We start from the raw sequence: 15,588 nt of genomic DNA, 5'->3' as shown, positions 1-15,588 counted from the left end.
CAAATGACAGATATAGTTTTCCTCATTTTAGGCAATAGTGATAAAATAAAAGCTATGAAATGTCAAAATGCAGGTAAGGTGAATGAAATTGAGTGCAACTAAAAAAACAATGGCTGCTGTTTTGCCGCTGACACTGATGCTTTCAGCATGTTCCGGCTTGGATTTTTCCAAAAGCCTGAACCCTTTTAAAGAAGGACAGGCAAAGACACAGGAACATCAAGAAAAAATAGAGCCGGAAAAAGAAGTTAAAGAAGAAATTCTGACATTAGAAGAGCCGTTTTTCAATCAAATTAAAGAGGTTAATGGAAAGCAAACGATTGCGAACCCCGAGAACCGCATGGTACTCGTAAATAAAGAGTTCTCCCTGCCGGCTGATTACGAGCCTGCTGATCTGGTCTCCCCGAATGTTCCATTTTCTTTTGGCGATGCAGAGGTGCCTCAGCGCTATATTCGAAAAGAAGCAGCTGCAGCCCTTGAACGATTGTTCGCACAGGCTGCTGCAGAGGGAGTAGAATTATTTGCAGTCTCCGGTTACCGATCATATGAACGCCAGACCGGCATCTTAAATGTAGAAAAGGAACGAAAAGGAGACACAACAGCCCTTGAGACGGTTGCGCTTCCGGGCCAAAGCGAACATCAAACAGGACTAGCGATGGATATTACAAGCAAAAGCGCCGATATGGATATTACCGAAAAATTCGGAAATACTCCCGAAGGAAAATGGGTACAGGCGAACGCGCATAAATTCGGATTTATCATCCGCTATCAAAAAGGCAAAGAAGAGATCACAAAGTTCTCATATGAACCTTGGCACCTGCGTTATGTAGGGGTAAAAGAAGCGACAGAAATAGTCGAAAACCAGCTGACTCTAGAAGAATACTTTAAAAAAGTGAAGAAAATCTGATGAGCGGGCCTGAGCTCGACCGAATCAGACACGGACTGGATCTCTTGTTCATTGGCTTCAATCCAAGCCTGTATTCAGCACAGGTCATGCATCATTATGCGGGCAAAAACAACCGTTTCTACCGGATTCTTTATGAGGCGGGAATTACGGACAGGCTGTTTTCTCCTTTCGAAGACAAGGACCTTCTTGACCAGGGAATCGGTTTCACAAACATTGTTCACCGGCCGACTAAAACGGCTGCTGAAATTACTCCAGGCGAATACAGAGCAGGCAGAGTGCAGCTGCTTGATAAGCTCCAAACCTATCAGCCCAAACTTGCCTGTTTTGTTGGAAAAGGAGTTTACCTCGCATACAGCGGGAAGAAAAAAGCCGCTTGGGGCCTCCAGCACGATCCGCTTGCCGGGGGTGTACTTGAATTTGCGGCACCATCTTCCAGCGGACTTGTCAGGATGAAAATCAGCGATATTGTTGAAATTTATAATGAAATCCCACTAATTATGAAGAAAAAGCAGGCCATCTCTGAAATGTGATGGCCTGCTTTTTTCCTTACCTTAATTTGTTTACCAGAACAGCAAACCGCCAAGAACAACACCTGTTACAAATGCCAGACCGATGCCGTATGGGTATCCGTAGCCTGGTCCGTATCCGCCATAATAGCCCATGCCGAAGCCGCCGCGTCCGCGTCCGCCAAGCGGCTGGATAAATACACGCTGTCTTGTGACATTTGTAATTCTTCCAACGTGCTGTCTGCCGAAACGGTCGCTGATGCGCACTACCTGCCCGTTGTATTGGCAGCATAGATTATAATAATTTTGCGACATTTTTTTTCCTCCCTTCACCTGCTTCACCATAAACTATGAAAAAACAGCAGGAAGGGTTTGTACGAATACCCCGGTGCCCTTATTTTACGCACCTGAAAATGCGAAATTGGACGGCGCGGTGAAAGATTTCCCTGAGACTTTCATGCTTTGCAAGCATTTCGAAATAGGTTTCGGGAATATTCTCGGACATATCAAATTCGGTTGTTGGTTCATTCTCTTCTATTAAAAAGTCTTCTTGAGATTTTACGGTTATGCTTGTGAATCCTGCGCTTTTAAAAAGATTGATCCACTCATTTTCATTTAACAGAGACTGGAATCCATAAAACGCTTCAATTTCTTCTGCCATCAGCTTCTCGGCACTTTCCGATTTTACAATTTCAATGGCAAGAAGAATGCCTTCATCTTTTAAAACCCTGTGTGCTTCTTTAATGGAAGTTTCTGCATCAGTAAAGCTTAAAACCGATTCGCAAAAAACGTAATCAAATGTGCGGCTCTCAAAAGGCAGCTCCTCGAGCGATCCTTTGATGAGGCAGGAAGAATCGTTTAACCTTTTTGCTGCTTTTTGAATCATGACAGGATCAGGATCAAGTCCTTTGACATCCTGAATCATGGACTTTAAAAACTGCATGGTCTGCCCCGTTCCGCATCCGGCATCAAGAACAGCTGCTGTTTCGGGAATCATCTCAAGGTCAATGATTTCCTTTGTCAGCAAAAAACCCCCCGGGTGGGCGCCGCCAACGCCGAGCTGCGCCAGCAGATCCAGATAAGTCGGCATCTTCAACCACTCCTTTCTGATTAGGATATGATGGCTTTGCTTTTGGTGTGAGAAGGCATGCCGAAAGAATGGATTTTCATATATAGAGCATACTGTTTGAGGGAATCTGTTTCATGGTGATTTTAGTTGACGTTTTTCTCTCTGTTACTCATAATGATTACATAACGAGGGTGGTGTTACTTTGTCCAACAACAAACTGAAATTTTTGTTCGCAATCCTGCTGACGGCTGTCATAAGTGCCGGAATTACGTTTGCCGTAGTTCAAAAAGGCACGGGAGTAAGCGGGGCTGAGAGAACCGGCGATGATCCGTTTGAAAAGCTCTATTCTACATACGACACGCTTCAGGGCGAATTTTATCAGAATACCAATGAAGAAAAGCTTGTAGACGGAGCCATTAAAGGAATGCTTCAATCACTTGGAGATCCATACTCAGCCTATATGGATCAGGAAGAAGCAAAAGGCTTCAATGAAAACATTTCATCCTCTTTTGAAGGAATTGGGGCAGAGGTTCAGGAATCTGACGGCAAAATCATGATTGTTTCCCCAATTAAAGGTTCCCCTGCTGAAAAGGCGGGACTTAAGCCAAAAGATAAAATTCTTAAAGTGGATGATAAAAGTGTGGAAGGAATGACAGTCAATGAAGCTGTCATGCTGATCCGCGGCGAAAAAGGGTCAAAGGTTCAGCTTGTCATTGAACGCGACGGAGTGGGACAGCTTGATTTTAATTTGACGAGAGATACCATTCCGCTCGAAACGGTTTACACAGAAGTAGAAAATGGTATCGGGAAAGTTCAGATTACCAAGTTTTCTGAAACAACAGGAAAAGAGCTCGCAGATGCATTAAACGAATTAAATGACCAAAACGTTAAGGGTCTTGTTCTCGATTTGCGTCAGAATCCGGGCGGACTGCTTGATCAGGCGATTGCCATGAGCGATATATTCGTTCCAAAAGGCAAAACGATTATGCAGGTTGAAAATAAGGATGGAACAAAAGAAGTTCAAAAATCACAAAACGATTCAGCGGTGAACGTACCTGTTGTCGTTGTCGTCGATAATGGAACCGCAAGTGCGGCTGAAATTATGGCTGGAGCCCTTCATCAGTCCGCAGGCATCCCGATCGTCGGTGAAAAAACGTTCGGCAAAGGAACGATTCAGACAGCCAAAAGCTTTGAAGACGGATCATCCATTAAATATACGATTGCAAAATGGCTGACACCGGATGGATCCTGGATTCATAAAAAGGGAATAGAGCCCCAGCACAAAGCATCACTTCCGGCTTACGCCAATCTCCCGTATCTAAATCCTGAAAAAGAATTGAAACAGGGAGACTCATCAGCAGAAGTAAAAGCAGCACAGCAGATGCTGCAGGCACTGGGCTATGAGGACATTAAAACAGAAGGATTTTTTGAGGAAACGACCAAAAAAGCAGTTACCAGGTTCCAGACTGAAAACAACCTCAGCCAAACAGGAACAATAAAAGGAGAAACCACCATTAAAATGCTGGAACTCCTGCAGGCAAAACTTAAGGAAAACGACACGCAGATGTCTAAAGCGCTTGAAGTGCTGAATGAGCAAATGAAGTAAAGAAAAGAATATGAAAAAGAGGAACCGGACTATTCATTAGTTCGGTTTTTTCTATGTAAAGTATTTTTCTGACTGACAGGGGTTATGCTTCACTTGATGAAGGGGGAGAAAGTGTTATAGGAGGGGTTAACAGCATTTCGTCACTGCTTTGAACAGGAGAAAGTGTTCTAAGTAGGAGTTAGAAGCATTAAGTTATGGATTAGACCAGCAGAAAGTGTTCTTAACTTGAGTTAGCAGCATTTTGTCAGGCATTTGAACAGGAGAAAGTGTTCTAAACCGGAGGTAACAACACTAAGTTATGGATTTGGCCAGCAGAAAGTGTTCTTAACTTGAGTTAACAACACTTTTTCAGGCATTGAACAGGAGAAAGTGTTTTTAACCGGAGGTAACAACACTAAGTTATGGATTTGGCCAGCAGAAAGTGTTCTTACCTGGAGTTAACAACATTTATTTATGTATTCGGCCAGCAGAAAGTGTTCTTAACTTGAGTTAACAACACTTTTTCAGGCATTTGAACAGGAGAAAGTGTTTTTAACCGGAGGTAACAACACTAAGTTATGGATTTGGCCAGCAGAAAGTGTTCTTACCTGGAGTTAACAACATTTATTTATGTATTCGGCCAGCAGAAAGTGTACTTAACTTGAGTTAGCAGCATTTTGTCACCGCTCTGAACAAGAGAAAGTGTTCTAAACCGGAGTTAACAACACTTTGTCAGGAATCCCAACCTCAGAAAGTGTTTTAAACCATAGCGCGCCAACGTAACCCTAACAAACTGCAAGAAACATGTTTTCTCCCTGTATTCATGGGTATATTACCTATAGAAACTGTTAATTGTTGACTTTTATATACGGTCAGCATATAATTAATTCGACTTCGAGATATATTACTTAAAGATAAAAATCGAACCGAAATGAGGAGAGACCGGAATGTCAAATGTAAAATTAGCCGTCATCTACTACAGTTCTACAGGTACAAATTACAAGCTTGCTTCATGGGCTGAAGAGGGAGCAAAGGAAGCGGGAGCGGAAGTAAAAGTGTTAAAAGTTCCTGAACTGGCTCCGCAGTCTGCGATTGAGTCCAATGAAGCATGGAAAGCGCATCTCGAAGCCACTCAGCATGTACCTGAAGTTACGCTTGACGATCTTGAATGGGCAGATGCCATCATCTTCAGCGTTCCGACCCGGTTTGGAAACGTACCTGCTCAAATGAAGCAGTTTCTTGATACAACTGGAGGACTATGGTTCCAGGGGAAGCTTGCTAATAAAGTAGTAAGTGCAATGGCATCGGCAAGTAATCCTCATGGCGGTCAGGAAGCAACCATTTTAAGCCTTTATACAACAATGTACCACTGGGGTGCAATTGTTGCTGCTCCGGGATACACAGACCAGGTTCTGTTCGAGGCTGGAGGAAATCCGTACGGCACTTCTGTTACAGCAGATCAGGACGGGAATTTAAAAGAGAATGTTGAACCGGCCGTTAAGCATCAGGCTAAGCGGACAGTTATGGTAGCTGATTCTATTAAAAAAGGAATGCAATAATTTTCAAGCAATAATTTTCAAGAATAAGGGGTTTGGCGTGCAGCCAGACCCTGTCATCATGGAAGGGGACACATCATGAAACATCTTTTTGAAAAAGGAAAGAACCGAAACAGAACTCTTCTGCTGCTTCACGGCACTGGCGGAGATGAAAATGATCTTATACCGCTCGCCAAACATATTGATTCTGATGCAAATATACTCAGTGTAAGGGGAAACGTGCTCGAAAATGGCATGCCGAGGTTTTTTAAGAGACTCGCTGAAGGTGTATTTGATGAAGAAGATTTGATTTTCAGAACGAATGAACTGAATGCCTTTTTATCTGAAGCAGCAGAAACATATTCTTTTGACCGTTCAGAAGTAACAGCAATCGGGTATTCGAATGGGGCAAATATAGCAGGGAGCCTGTTATTCCACTTTGAACGGCCGTTAAAAGCTGCGATCCTCCATCATCCGATGGTGCCAAGACGTGGCGTAGCCATTCCTGAACTGAATGATATGCCAATTTTTATCGGGGCAGGCATGAACGATCCGATCTGCCGGCCGGAAGAAACAGAAGAGCTCTCGGATCTCTTGAAAGGTGCAGGGGGTAATGTCTTGGTGCACTGGGAAAACCACGGCCATCAGCTGACATCTTCTGAGGTGGAAGCTGCGGCTGCGTGGTATAAGGAAAACTTGAAATGAAAAATGCCTGGATTCAAATCGAATCCAGGCATTTTTTTTGTTACTGAGCCGTATAACCGCCATCAAGAAGCACGGCCTGTCCGGTCACGCCTTTTGCTTTATCACTTGCCAGAAAAACGGCATAATCAGCAATTTCATCAACTGAAAGCAGACGTTTTTGAGGAACGAGAGGGTAGATGACTTCTTCAAGCACCTTTTCCAGTTCTACGTTTCTCGTTTTGGCAAGATCCTGAAGCTGGTTGCGCACGAGAGGAGTGTCAACATATCCTGGGCAAAGGGCATTGACGGTAATGCCATCTGCAGCTCCTTCAAGCGCTGAAACCTTTGTGAGCCCGATGACTCCATGCTTGGCTGAGTTGTAGGCGGCTTTTCCGGCAAATCCGATGACTCCGTTAATGGATGCCATGTTAATGATGCGTCCGTATTTTTGTTTTTTCATATGCGGAAAAACATGCTTTGTAGCAAGAAACGGTGCGGTCAGCATGATTTTGATTAAAAGCTCGAATTTTTCTGTAGGAAATTCTTCGATTGGCGATACATATTGGAGGCCTGCATTATTGATAAGAATGTGAAATTCGCCAAAATGGGCAACGGTGTCATCAATGGCCTTTTTGATTTCCTCTTCGCTTGTCACATCACATTTCAGGCCGAGTGTTTCATAGCCTTTTTGCGCAAGCTGTTCGGCTGCTTTTTTTACGCCTTCTTCATTTACATCTGTTAAAACAACTTTTGCTCCGTTTTCAGCAAACCGCTCGCCAACCTCATAGCCGATTCCCTGTGCAGCTCCTGTAATAAGTACAACTTTGTCTTTTAACATAGTCAACCGCTCCTTTATTCTTTAATATAATCCCATGGACGCAAGTGCAATCGCTGCAATGACAGCTATAATCGGAATGATCAGTCCTACAACGGCAACATCCAGGTAGGTTTGTTTGTGTTTGAGTCCTGTAACCGCAAGGAGTGTAAGCAGAGCTCCATTATGCGGAAGGATTGAGGCGCCGGAAGCAACTGCTGCAACCCTGTGAAAAGCTTCAGGGGAAATTCCTGTGCTTTTGGCAAGCTCCATATATTGACTTCCCAGAGCCTCAAGAGCAATTCCCATTCCTCCGGAGGCTGAACCGGTTATACTGGCCAAAAGCTGAACGGCAATTGCCTCTGATATAAGCGGATTCCCTTTCACTCCAAGAATCAGATCAGTAAGCTGTTCAAAGCTGGGTACAGCTGTCACTACTGCTCCGAAACCAACTGCAGCGCTTGTGTTGACAATGGCCATCACAGAACCTGCAGCTCCGCCGTTGATTGATTTGATAAACATTTTAAATTTAGTAATGGAAAGGAGCATGATGGATAAAATCCCAATGACAAGTGCAAGCAAAATATCCAATTTAAACACATTCAGAACAACTACAACAACAATCAGGGGGATAATCGAAAGATAGGCGTTTGGAAGCTGCGACGGATCAATGTCCTTTACTTCGTCCCCGCCCTTGGGCTCTGTAAATTTCTCACCTTTGTTTTGGAGCTTTTTGCCTCGCCAGGCTAAATAGAAATAGCCTCCCACAGCCATGATGAGACCGGAAACAATCCCCATAATCGGACCTGCGGTCGGAGTTGTGCCAAAATAATCGGTTGGAATGATATTTTGAATCTGCGGTGTTCCCGGCAGGGCAGTCATCGTAAAGGTAAATGCACCTAACACAATCGTTGCAGGTATCAGGTTTCTGGACACATCTGCAGACCGGAAAAGAGCGATTGCAAGCGGGTAGATGGCAAAAACGACGACAAACAGACTGACACCGCCGTAAGTAAGAACGGCTGCTCCTACTAAAACGCCTAATACAGCTCGTTTCTTTCCGATAAACTGCGTGATTTTAAAGGCGACAGACTGCGCCATGCCGGTTTCTTCCATCAGTTTTCCGAATATAGCCCCAAGCAGGAAAATCGGAAACCATTTAAAGGTAAAATCGACAAACCCTTTCATATACGTCTCCGTATAGGCAGGAAGCAGGTCAACTCCTTCAAGGCCGGCTACAATTAAAGCAATAAGCGGCGCAATCCAGATGATGGACCAGCCAAGATAGGCAAGTGCCATCAGCAAAACCAATCCGATGATGATGTTTATCATGCTGCATTAGCTCCTTAAGTAGATTTATCTGACCTTACTTTCCCCAAAAGAAGCTGAAAAAAACGAAAAACCGGCAAGTTTTTATAACCGCCGGTCTTTTCCTTATAAAAATGTGCTTAGTTCATCAATGCTGATGCGAGAGCTTTGGTGAGCAGGCTTTGCTGCTTTACCGATCGTAATTAGCATAACAGGAACGTAACGGTCCTCAATTTTAAACGTTTCTGAAAGCTGAGATGCATTAAATCCTCCGATAGCACACGTGTCATACCCTTTTGCTTTAGCCGTCAGCATGAGCTGCATGGCTGCAAGAGAAGCGTTGCTGAACGCTGCATCGCGTGCGAATACAGGATTTTGATAAGCTCCGTGAATCTGCCCTGCCAATGTATCTTTGATCTCTTCTTTCATAAAACCTGCTGATACAAGAGGATTATATACTTTATCTGTGTTTTTGTTTGCTTCAAGGTCGCCGAGAATGGCAACTACAGCAGACGCTTCTGTGATCTGGCTTTGATTGTATGCAATAGGAAGAAGTCTTTCTTTCGATTCATCGCTGTGGAAAACCATGAACTTCCAGTGCTGCAGGTTCCATGCAGATGGAGCTTTTCCCGTCAGTTCCAAAATTTCTTTTAACTCGTCCTTGCTGATTTTTGCGGATGGATCATATTTGCGCACTGAACTGCGTTCAGACATAATAGATAAGATGCTTTCAGTTGTTGCTGCTGACATGTGAAAAACCTCCAAAGTTGAATAAGTATTTTAAATAAGGTATAATATACAAAAAGTTACAAACTAACTTTTAGTAAGTGCTGATAGTAAAATCATAATATGGTGATGAATAGATGTCAAGAAATAAGCTGGTAAAGGAGATTCGCGATGGAATCTAACTTGTGCCCAAAAATGGAAAAAGCTTTCGGTTTTTTAGGCAAGCGGTGGACAGGCTTAATTGTCCACGTGCTGCTTGACGGACCTAAACGGTTTAAAGATCTGACAGATACTATTCCTAGTATTAGTCAAAAAATGCTTGTTGAACGGCTGAAAGAACTGGAATCGGCTGGCATTGTCGAGAGAGTTGTCATCCCCGATACTCCTGTAAAAGTGACATATAAGCTCACAGAAATGGGCTATTCTCTTGAAAAGGTTATGGATGAGGTAAAAGAATGGGCTGATAAATACTGTCTTGGGGAGGAAATGAAATGAGCCGCACTGTTATCATTACCGGTGGAGCCAATGGAATTGGCGAGGAGCTTGTCAGGCAATATGCAGAAAAAGGAGACCGCGTTTTTCTGGCAGATTTTGACGCAGCAAAAGGGAAAACCATTTCCGACAGCTCTGATAACATTCACTTTATTCAGACAGATGTAAGAAAGATTGAAGATATTCAGATACTGGTGAAAACGGCTGTCCGTGAAACCGGCAAAATCGATATCCTGATCAACAATGCCGGTGTGTCCCGTTTTAAGCCGTTTTACGAATTAACCATTGAAGACTGGGATGATGTGCTGAATACAAATTTAAGAAGTGTTTTTCTCGCTTCTCAGGAAGCTGCCAGAGTGATGAAGAAAAATGAAGCTGGCGGTTTTATTGTGAACATAGCGTCGACAAGAGCGCAAATGTCTGAGCCGAATTCAGAGGCATATGCAGCGACAAAAGGCGGCATCGTGGCCATTACTCATGCGCTTGCCGCCTCGCTTGGCGATGACCGGATCAAAGTAAACTGCATCTCACCCGGCTGGATTGAGACAAAGGAATACGATCAGCTGCGATCTGTTGATCACGAGCAGCATTTATCTAAAAGGGTAGGAAAGCCTGCGGATATTGCGAAAGCCTGCTTTTATCTGACAGACCCGGAAAATGATTTCGTCACAGGAGCAAACCTTGTGGTCGACGGGGGCATGACCCGAAAAATGATTTATGAGCATTAAGGGACTGTGTTAAACAGTCTTTTTTTTATGTTCTTTTATGGATTGAGAAACTGAAGGAATCTGTTTGCAATCATGCAGGGCGGGTAATAGATAAGAAAAAATCAGAAAGGAATGAAGAATATGCCATGGACAAAAGAGGATTATCCTCAATCAATGAAAAATTTACCCGCAAAGACGCGTGATAAAGCAATCGAAATTGGAAATGCACTGGTAGATGACGGGTACGATGAGGGCCGCGCCATACCGATTGCAGTGTCGCAGGCTGAAAAATGGGCTGACGGCAGCAGTTCGGATAACGGCAATTCAAAAGAAGAATATCATGTTGTTTCAGACGAACAAGGATGGATGGTTAAAAAAGAAGGCAGCAAGAGGGCAAGCTACAGATTTGACACCAAGCAGGAAGCTGTTGAAAAAGGAAGGGAGCTTGTGAAGAACAACGACTGTTCATTGGTTGTACACAAAATGGACGGCTCTGTTGAAAACACCGTAAACAGCAGATGATTATTTTCGTTTTTTTAAGACATGCGCCCACTCCAAAACCTTTTAGGTGAATACCCTTATAAGGTAAGCAATAAAGAGGAGGGGAATGCATGTACCCGTACTATCCAGCCAGAGGCTACCGAGGCGGAGGCAACAGAGGACCATTCTTTTTTGGATTTGGAGCGCCGCTTGTAGGAGGATTGCTCGGAGGATTTCTTGGCAGTGCCTTGTTTAACTATCCTAGACCCTATTATTATCCGCCACCGCCGCCTCCATATTATGGAGGATACCCAGGACCGGGCGGCTATCCAGGCTATCCGGGAGGACCTTACCCGGGAGGGCCATACTGACAAAATTGATTCTGCAGATAAATAATGGACCAGAGAGCCTATAGTCTCTGGTCCATTATTGTTGCAGTGATTTTTAGTTTTCCGGCACAACATCAATTTCCGACATTTGGAGATCTTCATTTTTTTGCATGCGGATCTCCAAAACACCGTTTTTGTAGGAGGCTTTTGTGCCCTTTCTCCTGACAAGTGACGGAAGGATAATCTTCTCCTGCTTTCCATTCTCCGGGTAGTTCATAATAAAGAGCTGATTGCTGTTGTGCTGTATTCTGAGGTTTGAAGCCTGTTCTTCAGATGCGCTGATTTTTACAAAAATGTGATCGTTCGTTTCAAACAGTTCAGGCTTCCGGGAGACAGTCTGCTGTGTTTTTGCCGGCGCTACATTGCCCTGATAGGGAAATTGCGTTTGAAATCCTTCGCCAAAAACGTTGCCCATAATGGTTTGAATATAATCCTCCACATTTTTCGGGTTCATGTTTTTAAAGGCATCCGGCATCTGTCCGTCTGACTGATTGAAGGGGAATTTCTTATTCCAGGGAAACATGCTTGTCACGCCCTTTTTTGCAGGTATAGTTCACTATATGAATGATTCAGGGCAACGGTTAAGATTTTTTTCTTGTCGCAATCCTTGTTTCAGGATTATAATGGGCATGTTGATTGTAAAGGAAGGTGCTGTAAAAATGAAGCAAAAACAATATGATGCATACCACACAGGCTTGATGCATACGGCACTCGCCTATTTTTTATGGGGGATTCTCCCTGTTTACTGGAAGCTGATTGAGCATGTAGGATCTGAGGAAATTCTGGCACACCGTGTTTTCTGGTCGTTCTTGTTCATGATGTTCCTCATTCAGATGAAAAAGCAGTGGGGACAGCTCGCAGATGTGATCAAACGCATGCTGAGAAAACCGCTCCTGCTCCTGTCTCTCGTTCTTTCGTCTGTACTGATCAGCATAAACTGGTATCTCTATATTTGGGCTGTGAACCACAACCATATTCTTGAAACGAGCCTCGGTTATTATATTAATCCTTTAATAAGCGTCCTCCTCGGAATGATTTTCCTGAAAGAGCGACTGAATAAGTGGCAATATGCTTCATTTGGCCTTGCAGCTGCAGGCGTGCTGTTTATGACGCTTCAGTACGGGAAGTTTCCATTTGTTGCTCTTGTACTTGCTTTAAGTTTTGGTTTTTACGGCCTGACGAAAAAAGTAACCAAGCTTGATGCGTCGATCGGGCTTACACTTGAAACACTGATGGTGATGCCGGCAGCTCTAATCTATATTTTCTCGATTGCGGCAAAAGGCAATTCAGCCTTTTTTGACTGGTCGCCTGCAACAAATGCCTTTTTAATTGGAGCGGGCATCGTCACGGCTGTTCCGCTTTTGCTGTTTGCAAAAGGAGCACAGCACATTCCTTTATTCATGGTCGGTATTCTGCAGTATATCGCCCCGACAATTACACTGCTTCTAGGGGTGCTTGTTTACAATGAATCATTTTCTGGAACGGAAATGATTACTTTCTCACTCATTTGGTCTGCGCTTGTTCTGTTCTCTTTTTCACACGTGAAGGGAAGCGCTTGGAAATGGAAGAAAAAGAAAACAATGGAATTGTAGGAAAGCCTGCCCTTGTGCGAGGCTTTTTTCTTTCATTGAAATGATTTTTAGGTATACAATAAGACATGCAGGAAGGGTTGAAGAAGATGAGTTTTGACAGAAGCTTGCTTGAAGCATACAGAAACCTTTGGTCAAACCGGAGTCTTGAGGTGTCATCAGACGAAATGAAGACTCTTTGTGACGCCATTGAAAGAGACCTTAAGGATGAACACACTCATCCCAGGCTCCGCAAAAAGCCGGAGCAGAAATTCTTTTCCGCTATTAAGCGCATTTCAGCATCCGGACTCAGTGATCAGGAGAAAATCGCCCTGATGGACCTGCATGTAAAAGTAGCAGAAGAACGGATAGTACTTACATAAAGGAGCAATCACATGGTCCCAATTTCCAAAGAAGATATTCAGAAATACCTGGATGTTTTAGTAAACAAAGAAGTATATGTGCATCTTGAAACAACAACCGGCGCATATTCTGCCCATATGAATGAAAACAACATGACGGTCGTTGCATTCATCCGAAATGCAAAAGTCTCGTTTAACCAGGCAAAAATTACAGGACAGGGCCCATACAGGGTCGGACTTAAAATGGATCATGGCTGGATTTATGCAGAAGGCCTGACAGACTGGGTATACAATGAAAACAATCAGCTGCTGATGGCTGGGCATGACCGCGACGGAAAGCTTGCCATCGCGCTTCAGATCAGCGAAACACCGTTTGCTGAGTAGAAGGAGAGAAGAAATGATGAGAGAACATGTATTAGTTGTCCTGCCTCATCCGGATGATGAATCATTCGGCGTGGGGGGATTGATGTCTTTAAAACGAAAAGAGGGAATTCCGGTTACTTATGCTTGTGCAACACTCGGGCAAATGGGCCGGAACATGGGAAGTCCTCTCTTTGCCAACAGAGAAGTGCTCCCTGAAATCCGCAAAAAAGAATTGAAGGATGCATGTGATGCACTCAATGTGCAGGATTTAAGAATGCTTGGCCTTCGCGATAAAACGCTTGAATTTGAAGACATTGACACATTTGCGGATATCATTGAAGAAATCATTGATGAAGTAAAACCGACGCTTGTTGTGACATTTTATCCCGGTCACGGGGTTCATCCGGATCATGATGCAACTGGGGAAGCAGTCATTCATGCCCTGAAGAGAAAGCCGATTGAAGAAAGGCCGGAAACTTACTGCATCGCCATAACCCGCAACCGTACGGAGGTTCTTGGCGAGCATGATGTGACAATCGATATTACAAGTGTTGCTGACATGAAGCTGAACGCGCTGCGTGCTCACCGCAGCCAGACAGAGGGTATGCTGAAGCAAATGGAAGAGAAATTCAAAAACAAAGATCCTGAAGTTTCACAATGGATTGAGAAGGAAATCTTCTGGACATATAAATGGAATGACTAAAAACGAGTGCGGATTTCATTCCGCACTCGTTTTTCTGTTCTTAGAATTTTAGAGTTTCCCCGTCCTCCGGCACAAAAACAGTGCTGCTGAGGTTTTTCTCTGTAATCAAACGGTTAAGCTCTCTTCGGGATAAAAGGCAGTGATTTAAAGACTCCATGTGCGAAACGACGATCTCAGCCTGAGGAGCTGCTTCCTTAACGGTAAAAATGTCCTCAGCTGTCATTGTAATAGGACCGCCTTCAAGGAACCTCGCTGCGCCACCGTTTACAACCACAACATCCGGCTGATGGAGATCAAGCGCTTTTTCAACCTCGCTGCACCAGACTGTATCTCCGGCAACATATAATGTCGGCTCTTTATCATTTTTAAAGACAATCCCCGAAACGGGTCCTGTCATTTTGGTGATGTCTCCTCTTCCGTGCTGTCCTGATGTCCGTATCAGCCTGATGCCTTCGAAAAGCTGAACATCATTAAACGCTGAACAATCAGTAAAGCCATATTTACGGATTTCTTCTGCATCTTCCGTACTCTGAGCGAGAATGATCATGTCTTTAGACAAAGCTTCCGCCGCAGCTTGATCAAAATGATCAGGGTGCAAATGTGTAACAATAACAGCATCAGCGTGAGTGAGTTCTTCAACCGGTACAGGAAGATCAACAAGCGGATTTCTCACATCCTGATTTGGTGTGTTAGGGAACGGCGGCATTGCATGTTTTTCTGCGAAAAATGGGTCAATCAAAAAGGTTTTACCCGCATATTGGACTTTTAAAGTGGCGTTTCGTATTTGCTGAATGTACATTGTGTTCCTCCTTCTCAACTTTTCTTTCTTAGTATAAAATACATGCAGAAGGTAATACATAGATGAAATCAAGTCTTAAAGCCATTTGGCTTGATTATTGAAAGGATGTTTGCCGCATGCCGGATGCAACAGACCTTAAGATTATTGAGGAGCTAAGAAATAACGGAAGAATGACCATGAAAGAACTGGGCAAAAAAGTCCATTTGACTGGTCAGGCAGCATCAGCCAGAGTACTCAAGCTTGAAGAAGAGGGCATTATTGAAGGGTATACTATCAATGTAAATGACCAGAAAACAGGAAAAATGATTCATGCATTTATCAATGTTTTCACAAGAAACCATAACCATAAACCTCTGCTTGAGTTTATAGAAAAAAAGAATGCCGCCAAGCTGTATAAAATAAGCGGGGAAAGCTGTTACTTAATTGAATGCAAGTTCGATAAAAATGAAGACCTGGATGAGTTTTTAAATGGCTTGAATTTATATGCGAACTATAAACTTTCAATCGTCATCAGGTCCAGCTGATAAAAATGGTTTCCTGCATATAGACAAAAACCCCCGGTGCACCCGGGGGTTTTGTTTTTTGGTATAAGAG

General features: G+C 43.6%; 21 protein-coding genes. 14 read left to right on the top strand and 7 right to left on the bottom strand.

Going from position 1 to position 15,588, the window contains the following annotated elements:
* Positions 1-82 precede the first annotated feature (82 nt).
* Positions 83-904 carry a M15 family metallopeptidase gene (locus ACTSEZ_RS06865; protein WP_369733424.1) on the top strand — a complete coding sequence of 274 codons (822 nt, stop codon included), beginning with the start codon at positions 83-85 and terminating at the stop codon, positions 902-904.
* Positions 904-1,434 carry a mismatch-specific DNA-glycosylase gene (locus ACTSEZ_RS06860; RefSeq protein WP_369733423.1) on the top strand — a complete coding sequence of 177 codons (531 nt, stop codon included), beginning with the start codon at positions 904-906 and terminating at the stop codon, positions 1,432-1,434. Before ACTSEZ_RS06865 ends, ACTSEZ_RS06860 begins: the two co-directional genes overlap by 1 nt.
* A 30-nt stretch (positions 1,435-1,464) precedes the next feature.
* Here ACTSEZ_RS06860 and ACTSEZ_RS06855 read toward each other — a convergent pair whose 3' ends face one another.
* Together ACTSEZ_RS06855 and ACTSEZ_RS06850 are read right to left on the bottom strand one after the other, a co-directional pair.
* The gene (locus ACTSEZ_RS06855; RefSeq protein ID WP_369733422.1) at positions 1,465-1,725 is read right to left on the bottom strand and encodes a hypothetical protein; all 261 of its coding nucleotides are present in this window, start codon (positions 1,723-1,725) and stop codon (positions 1,465-1,467) included.
* 79 nt (positions 1,726-1,804) lie between these two features.
* Positions 1,805-2,527: a class I SAM-dependent methyltransferase gene (locus tag ACTSEZ_RS06850; protein WP_369734067.1), complete on the bottom strand. Its 723-nt coding sequence runs from the start codon at positions 2,525-2,527 to the stop codon at positions 1,805-1,807.
* Between the two features lie 154 nt (positions 2,528-2,681).
* Here ACTSEZ_RS06850 and ACTSEZ_RS06845 point away from each other — a divergent pair, with 154 nt between their 5' ends.
* The 3 genes from ACTSEZ_RS06845 (at position 2,682) to ACTSEZ_RS06835 (ending at position 6,304) form a co-directional block, all read left to right on the top strand.
* Complete coding sequence (locus ACTSEZ_RS06845; RefSeq protein ID WP_369733421.1) at positions 2,682-4,085, top strand: S41 family peptidase; 1,404 nt, start codon at positions 2,682-2,684, stop codon at positions 4,083-4,085.
* A gap of 926 nt (positions 4,086-5,011) precedes the next feature.
* Positions 5,012-5,623: an NAD(P)H:quinone oxidoreductase gene (gene wrbA, locus ACTSEZ_RS06840; protein WP_029566379.1), complete on the top strand. Its 612-nt coding sequence runs from the start codon at positions 5,012-5,014 to the stop codon at positions 5,621-5,623.
* Between the two features lie 75 nt (positions 5,624-5,698).
* On the top strand, positions 5,699-6,304 hold the full coding sequence (locus ACTSEZ_RS06835; RefSeq protein WP_369733420.1) for an alpha/beta hydrolase: 606 nt from the start codon (positions 5,699-5,701) through the stop codon (positions 6,302-6,304).
* A 40-nt stretch (positions 6,305-6,344) separates the two neighbouring features.
* Here ACTSEZ_RS06835 and ACTSEZ_RS06830 read toward each other — a convergent pair whose 3' ends face one another.
* From ACTSEZ_RS06830 to ACTSEZ_RS06820, 3 genes are all read right to left on the bottom strand, one after another.
* Positions 6,345-7,121 (bottom strand): 3-hydroxybutyrate dehydrogenase, encoded by a 777-nt coding sequence (locus ACTSEZ_RS06830; RefSeq protein WP_369733418.1) that lies wholly within the window; start codon positions 7,119-7,121, stop codon positions 6,345-6,347.
* Positions 7,122-7,142: 21 nt separating this feature from the next.
* The gene (locus ACTSEZ_RS06825) at positions 7,143-8,429 is read right to left on the bottom strand and encodes a GntP family permease (protein ID WP_369733417.1); all 1,287 of its coding nucleotides are present in this window, start codon (positions 8,427-8,429) and stop codon (positions 7,143-7,145) included.
* Positions 8,430-8,531: 102 nt separating this feature from the next.
* Complete coding sequence (locus ACTSEZ_RS06820; RefSeq protein ID WP_369733416.1) at positions 8,532-9,155, bottom strand: nitroreductase family protein; 624 nt, start codon at positions 9,153-9,155, stop codon at positions 8,532-8,534.
* 147 nt (positions 9,156-9,302) lie between these two features.
* Here ACTSEZ_RS06820 and ACTSEZ_RS06815 point away from each other — a divergent pair, with 147 nt between their 5' ends.
* The 4 genes from ACTSEZ_RS06815 (at position 9,303) to ACTSEZ_RS06800 (ending at position 11,181) form a co-directional block, all read left to right on the top strand.
* Entirely contained in the window at positions 9,303-9,626 is a 324-nt protein-coding gene (locus tag ACTSEZ_RS06815) for a winged helix-turn-helix transcriptional regulator (protein ID WP_369733415.1), read from the top strand.
* On the top strand, positions 9,623-10,351 hold the full coding sequence (locus ACTSEZ_RS06810; RefSeq protein ID WP_369733414.1) for an SDR family NAD(P)-dependent oxidoreductase: 729 nt from the start codon (positions 9,623-9,625) through the stop codon (positions 10,349-10,351). The genes ACTSEZ_RS06815 and ACTSEZ_RS06810 overlap by 4 nt, the downstream gene beginning before the upstream one ends.
* A 120-nt stretch (positions 10,352-10,471) precedes the next feature.
* On the top strand, positions 10,472-10,852 hold the full coding sequence (locus ACTSEZ_RS06805) for a DUF2188 domain-containing protein (RefSeq protein WP_369733413.1): 381 nt from the start codon (positions 10,472-10,474) through the stop codon (positions 10,850-10,852).
* A gap of 89 nt (positions 10,853-10,941) precedes the next feature.
* The gene (locus tag ACTSEZ_RS06800) at positions 10,942-11,181 is read left to right on the top strand and encodes a hypothetical protein (RefSeq protein ID WP_369733412.1); all 240 of its coding nucleotides are present in this window, start codon (positions 10,942-10,944) and stop codon (positions 11,179-11,181) included.
* Between the two features lie 73 nt (positions 11,182-11,254).
* Here ACTSEZ_RS06800 and ACTSEZ_RS06795 read toward each other — a convergent pair whose 3' ends face one another.
* Positions 11,255-11,722 carry an Hsp20/alpha crystallin family protein gene (locus tag ACTSEZ_RS06795; protein WP_369733411.1) on the bottom strand — a complete coding sequence of 156 codons (468 nt, stop codon included), beginning with the start codon at positions 11,720-11,722 and terminating at the stop codon, positions 11,255-11,257.
* A gap of 106 nt (positions 11,723-11,828) precedes the next feature.
* Here ACTSEZ_RS06795 and rarD point away from each other — a divergent pair, with 106 nt between their 5' ends.
* The 4 genes from rarD (at position 11,829) to bshB2 (ending at position 14,195) form a co-directional block, all read left to right on the top strand.
* Positions 11,829-12,791: an EamA family transporter RarD gene (gene rarD / locus ACTSEZ_RS06790; protein WP_442504690.1), complete on the top strand. Its 963-nt coding sequence runs from the start codon at positions 11,829-11,831 to the stop codon at positions 12,789-12,791.
* Positions 12,792-12,877: 86 nt separating this feature from the next.
* On the top strand, positions 12,878-13,150 hold the full coding sequence (gene yoyC / locus ACTSEZ_RS06785) for a protein YoyC (protein ID WP_369733409.1): 273 nt from the start codon (positions 12,878-12,880) through the stop codon (positions 13,148-13,150).
* A 12-nt stretch (positions 13,151-13,162) separates the two neighbouring features.
* Entirely contained in the window at positions 13,163-13,513 is a 351-nt protein-coding gene (locus ACTSEZ_RS06780; RefSeq protein ID WP_029280790.1) for a YojF family protein, read from the top strand.
* A gap of 16 nt (positions 13,514-13,529) precedes the next feature.
* Positions 13,530-14,195: a bacillithiol biosynthesis deacetylase BshB2 gene (gene bshB2 / locus ACTSEZ_RS06775; RefSeq protein ID WP_369733408.1), complete on the top strand. Its 666-nt coding sequence runs from the start codon at positions 13,530-13,532 to the stop codon at positions 14,193-14,195.
* Between the two features lie 40 nt (positions 14,196-14,235).
* Here bshB2 and ACTSEZ_RS06770 read toward each other — a convergent pair whose 3' ends face one another.
* Positions 14,236-14,994 carry an MBL fold metallo-hydrolase gene (locus ACTSEZ_RS06770; protein WP_369733407.1) on the bottom strand — a complete coding sequence of 253 codons (759 nt, stop codon included), beginning with the start codon at positions 14,992-14,994 and terminating at the stop codon, positions 14,236-14,238.
* Between the two features lie 116 nt (positions 14,995-15,110).
* Here ACTSEZ_RS06770 and ACTSEZ_RS06765 point away from each other — a divergent pair, with 116 nt between their 5' ends.
* Positions 15,111-15,518, top strand: a complete 408-nt coding sequence (locus ACTSEZ_RS06765) for an Lrp/AsnC family transcriptional regulator (RefSeq protein WP_369733406.1) — start codon at positions 15,111-15,113, stop codon at positions 15,516-15,518.
* The last annotated feature ends 70 nt before the right edge of the window (positions 15,519-15,588 follow it).

The organism is Metabacillus mesotrionivorans (assembly GCF_052171315.1).
Classification (GTDB): Bacteria; Bacillota; Bacilli; order Bacillales; family Bacillaceae; genus Bacillus_P.
The sequence above is the reverse complement of the archived record's forward strand: the minus strand, read 5'-3'. Positions and strand labels throughout refer to the sequence as shown.

Coding starts and splice junctions, on each gene's coding strand:
- ACTSEZ_RS06865 (WP_369733424.1), top strand. CDS start 83: ATGAAATTGAGTGCAACTAAAAAAACAATGGCTGCTGTTTTGCCGCTG.
- ACTSEZ_RS06860 (WP_369733423.1), top strand. CDS start 904: ATGAGCGGGCCTGAGCTCGACCGAATCAGACACGGACTGGATCTCTTG.
- ACTSEZ_RS06855 (WP_369733422.1), bottom strand. CDS start 1,725: ATGTCGCAAAATTATTATAATCTATGCTGCCAATACAACGGGCAGGTA.
- wrbA (WP_029566379.1), top strand. CDS start 5,012: ATGTCAAATGTAAAATTAGCCGTCATCTACTACAGTTCTACAGGTACA.
- ACTSEZ_RS06835 (WP_369733420.1), top strand. CDS start 5,699: ATGAAACATCTTTTTGAAAAAGGAAAGAACCGAAACAGAACTCTTCTG.
- ACTSEZ_RS06830 (WP_369733418.1), bottom strand. CDS start 7,121: ATGTTAAAAGACAAAGTTGTACTTATTACAGGAGCTGCACAGGGAATC.
- ACTSEZ_RS06825 (WP_369733417.1), bottom strand. CDS start 8,429: ATGATAAACATCATCATCGGATTGGTTTTGCTGATGGCACTTGCCTAT.
- ACTSEZ_RS06820 (WP_369733416.1), bottom strand. CDS start 9,155: ATGTCAGCAGCAACAACTGAAAGCATCTTATCTATTATGTCTGAACGC.
- ACTSEZ_RS06815 (WP_369733415.1), top strand. CDS start 9,303: ATGGAATCTAACTTGTGCCCAAAAATGGAAAAAGCTTTCGGTTTTTTA.
- ACTSEZ_RS06810 (WP_369733414.1), top strand. CDS start 9,623: ATGAGCCGCACTGTTATCATTACCGGTGGAGCCAATGGAATTGGCGAG.
- ACTSEZ_RS06805 (WP_369733413.1), top strand. CDS start 10,472: ATGCCATGGACAAAAGAGGATTATCCTCAATCAATGAAAAATTTACCC.
- ACTSEZ_RS06800 (WP_369733412.1), top strand. CDS start 10,942: ATGTACCCGTACTATCCAGCCAGAGGCTACCGAGGCGGAGGCAACAGA.
- ACTSEZ_RS06795 (WP_369733411.1), bottom strand. CDS start 11,722: ATGTTTCCCTGGAATAAGAAATTCCCCTTCAATCAGTCAGACGGACAG.
- rarD (WP_442504690.1), top strand. CDS start 11,829: ATGTTGATTGTAAAGGAAGGTGCTGTAAAAATGAAGCAAAAACAATAT.
- yoyC (WP_369733409.1), top strand. CDS start 12,878: ATGAGTTTTGACAGAAGCTTGCTTGAAGCATACAGAAACCTTTGGTCA.
- ACTSEZ_RS06780 (WP_029280790.1), top strand. CDS start 13,163: ATGGTCCCAATTTCCAAAGAAGATATTCAGAAATACCTGGATGTTTTA.
- bshB2 (WP_369733408.1), top strand. CDS start 13,530: ATGAGAGAACATGTATTAGTTGTCCTGCCTCATCCGGATGATGAATCA.
- ACTSEZ_RS06770 (WP_369733407.1), bottom strand. CDS start 14,994: ATGTACATTCAGCAAATACGAAACGCCACTTTAAAAGTCCAATATGCG.
- ACTSEZ_RS06765 (WP_369733406.1), top strand. CDS start 15,111: ATGCCGGATGCAACAGACCTTAAGATTATTGAGGAGCTAAGAAATAAC.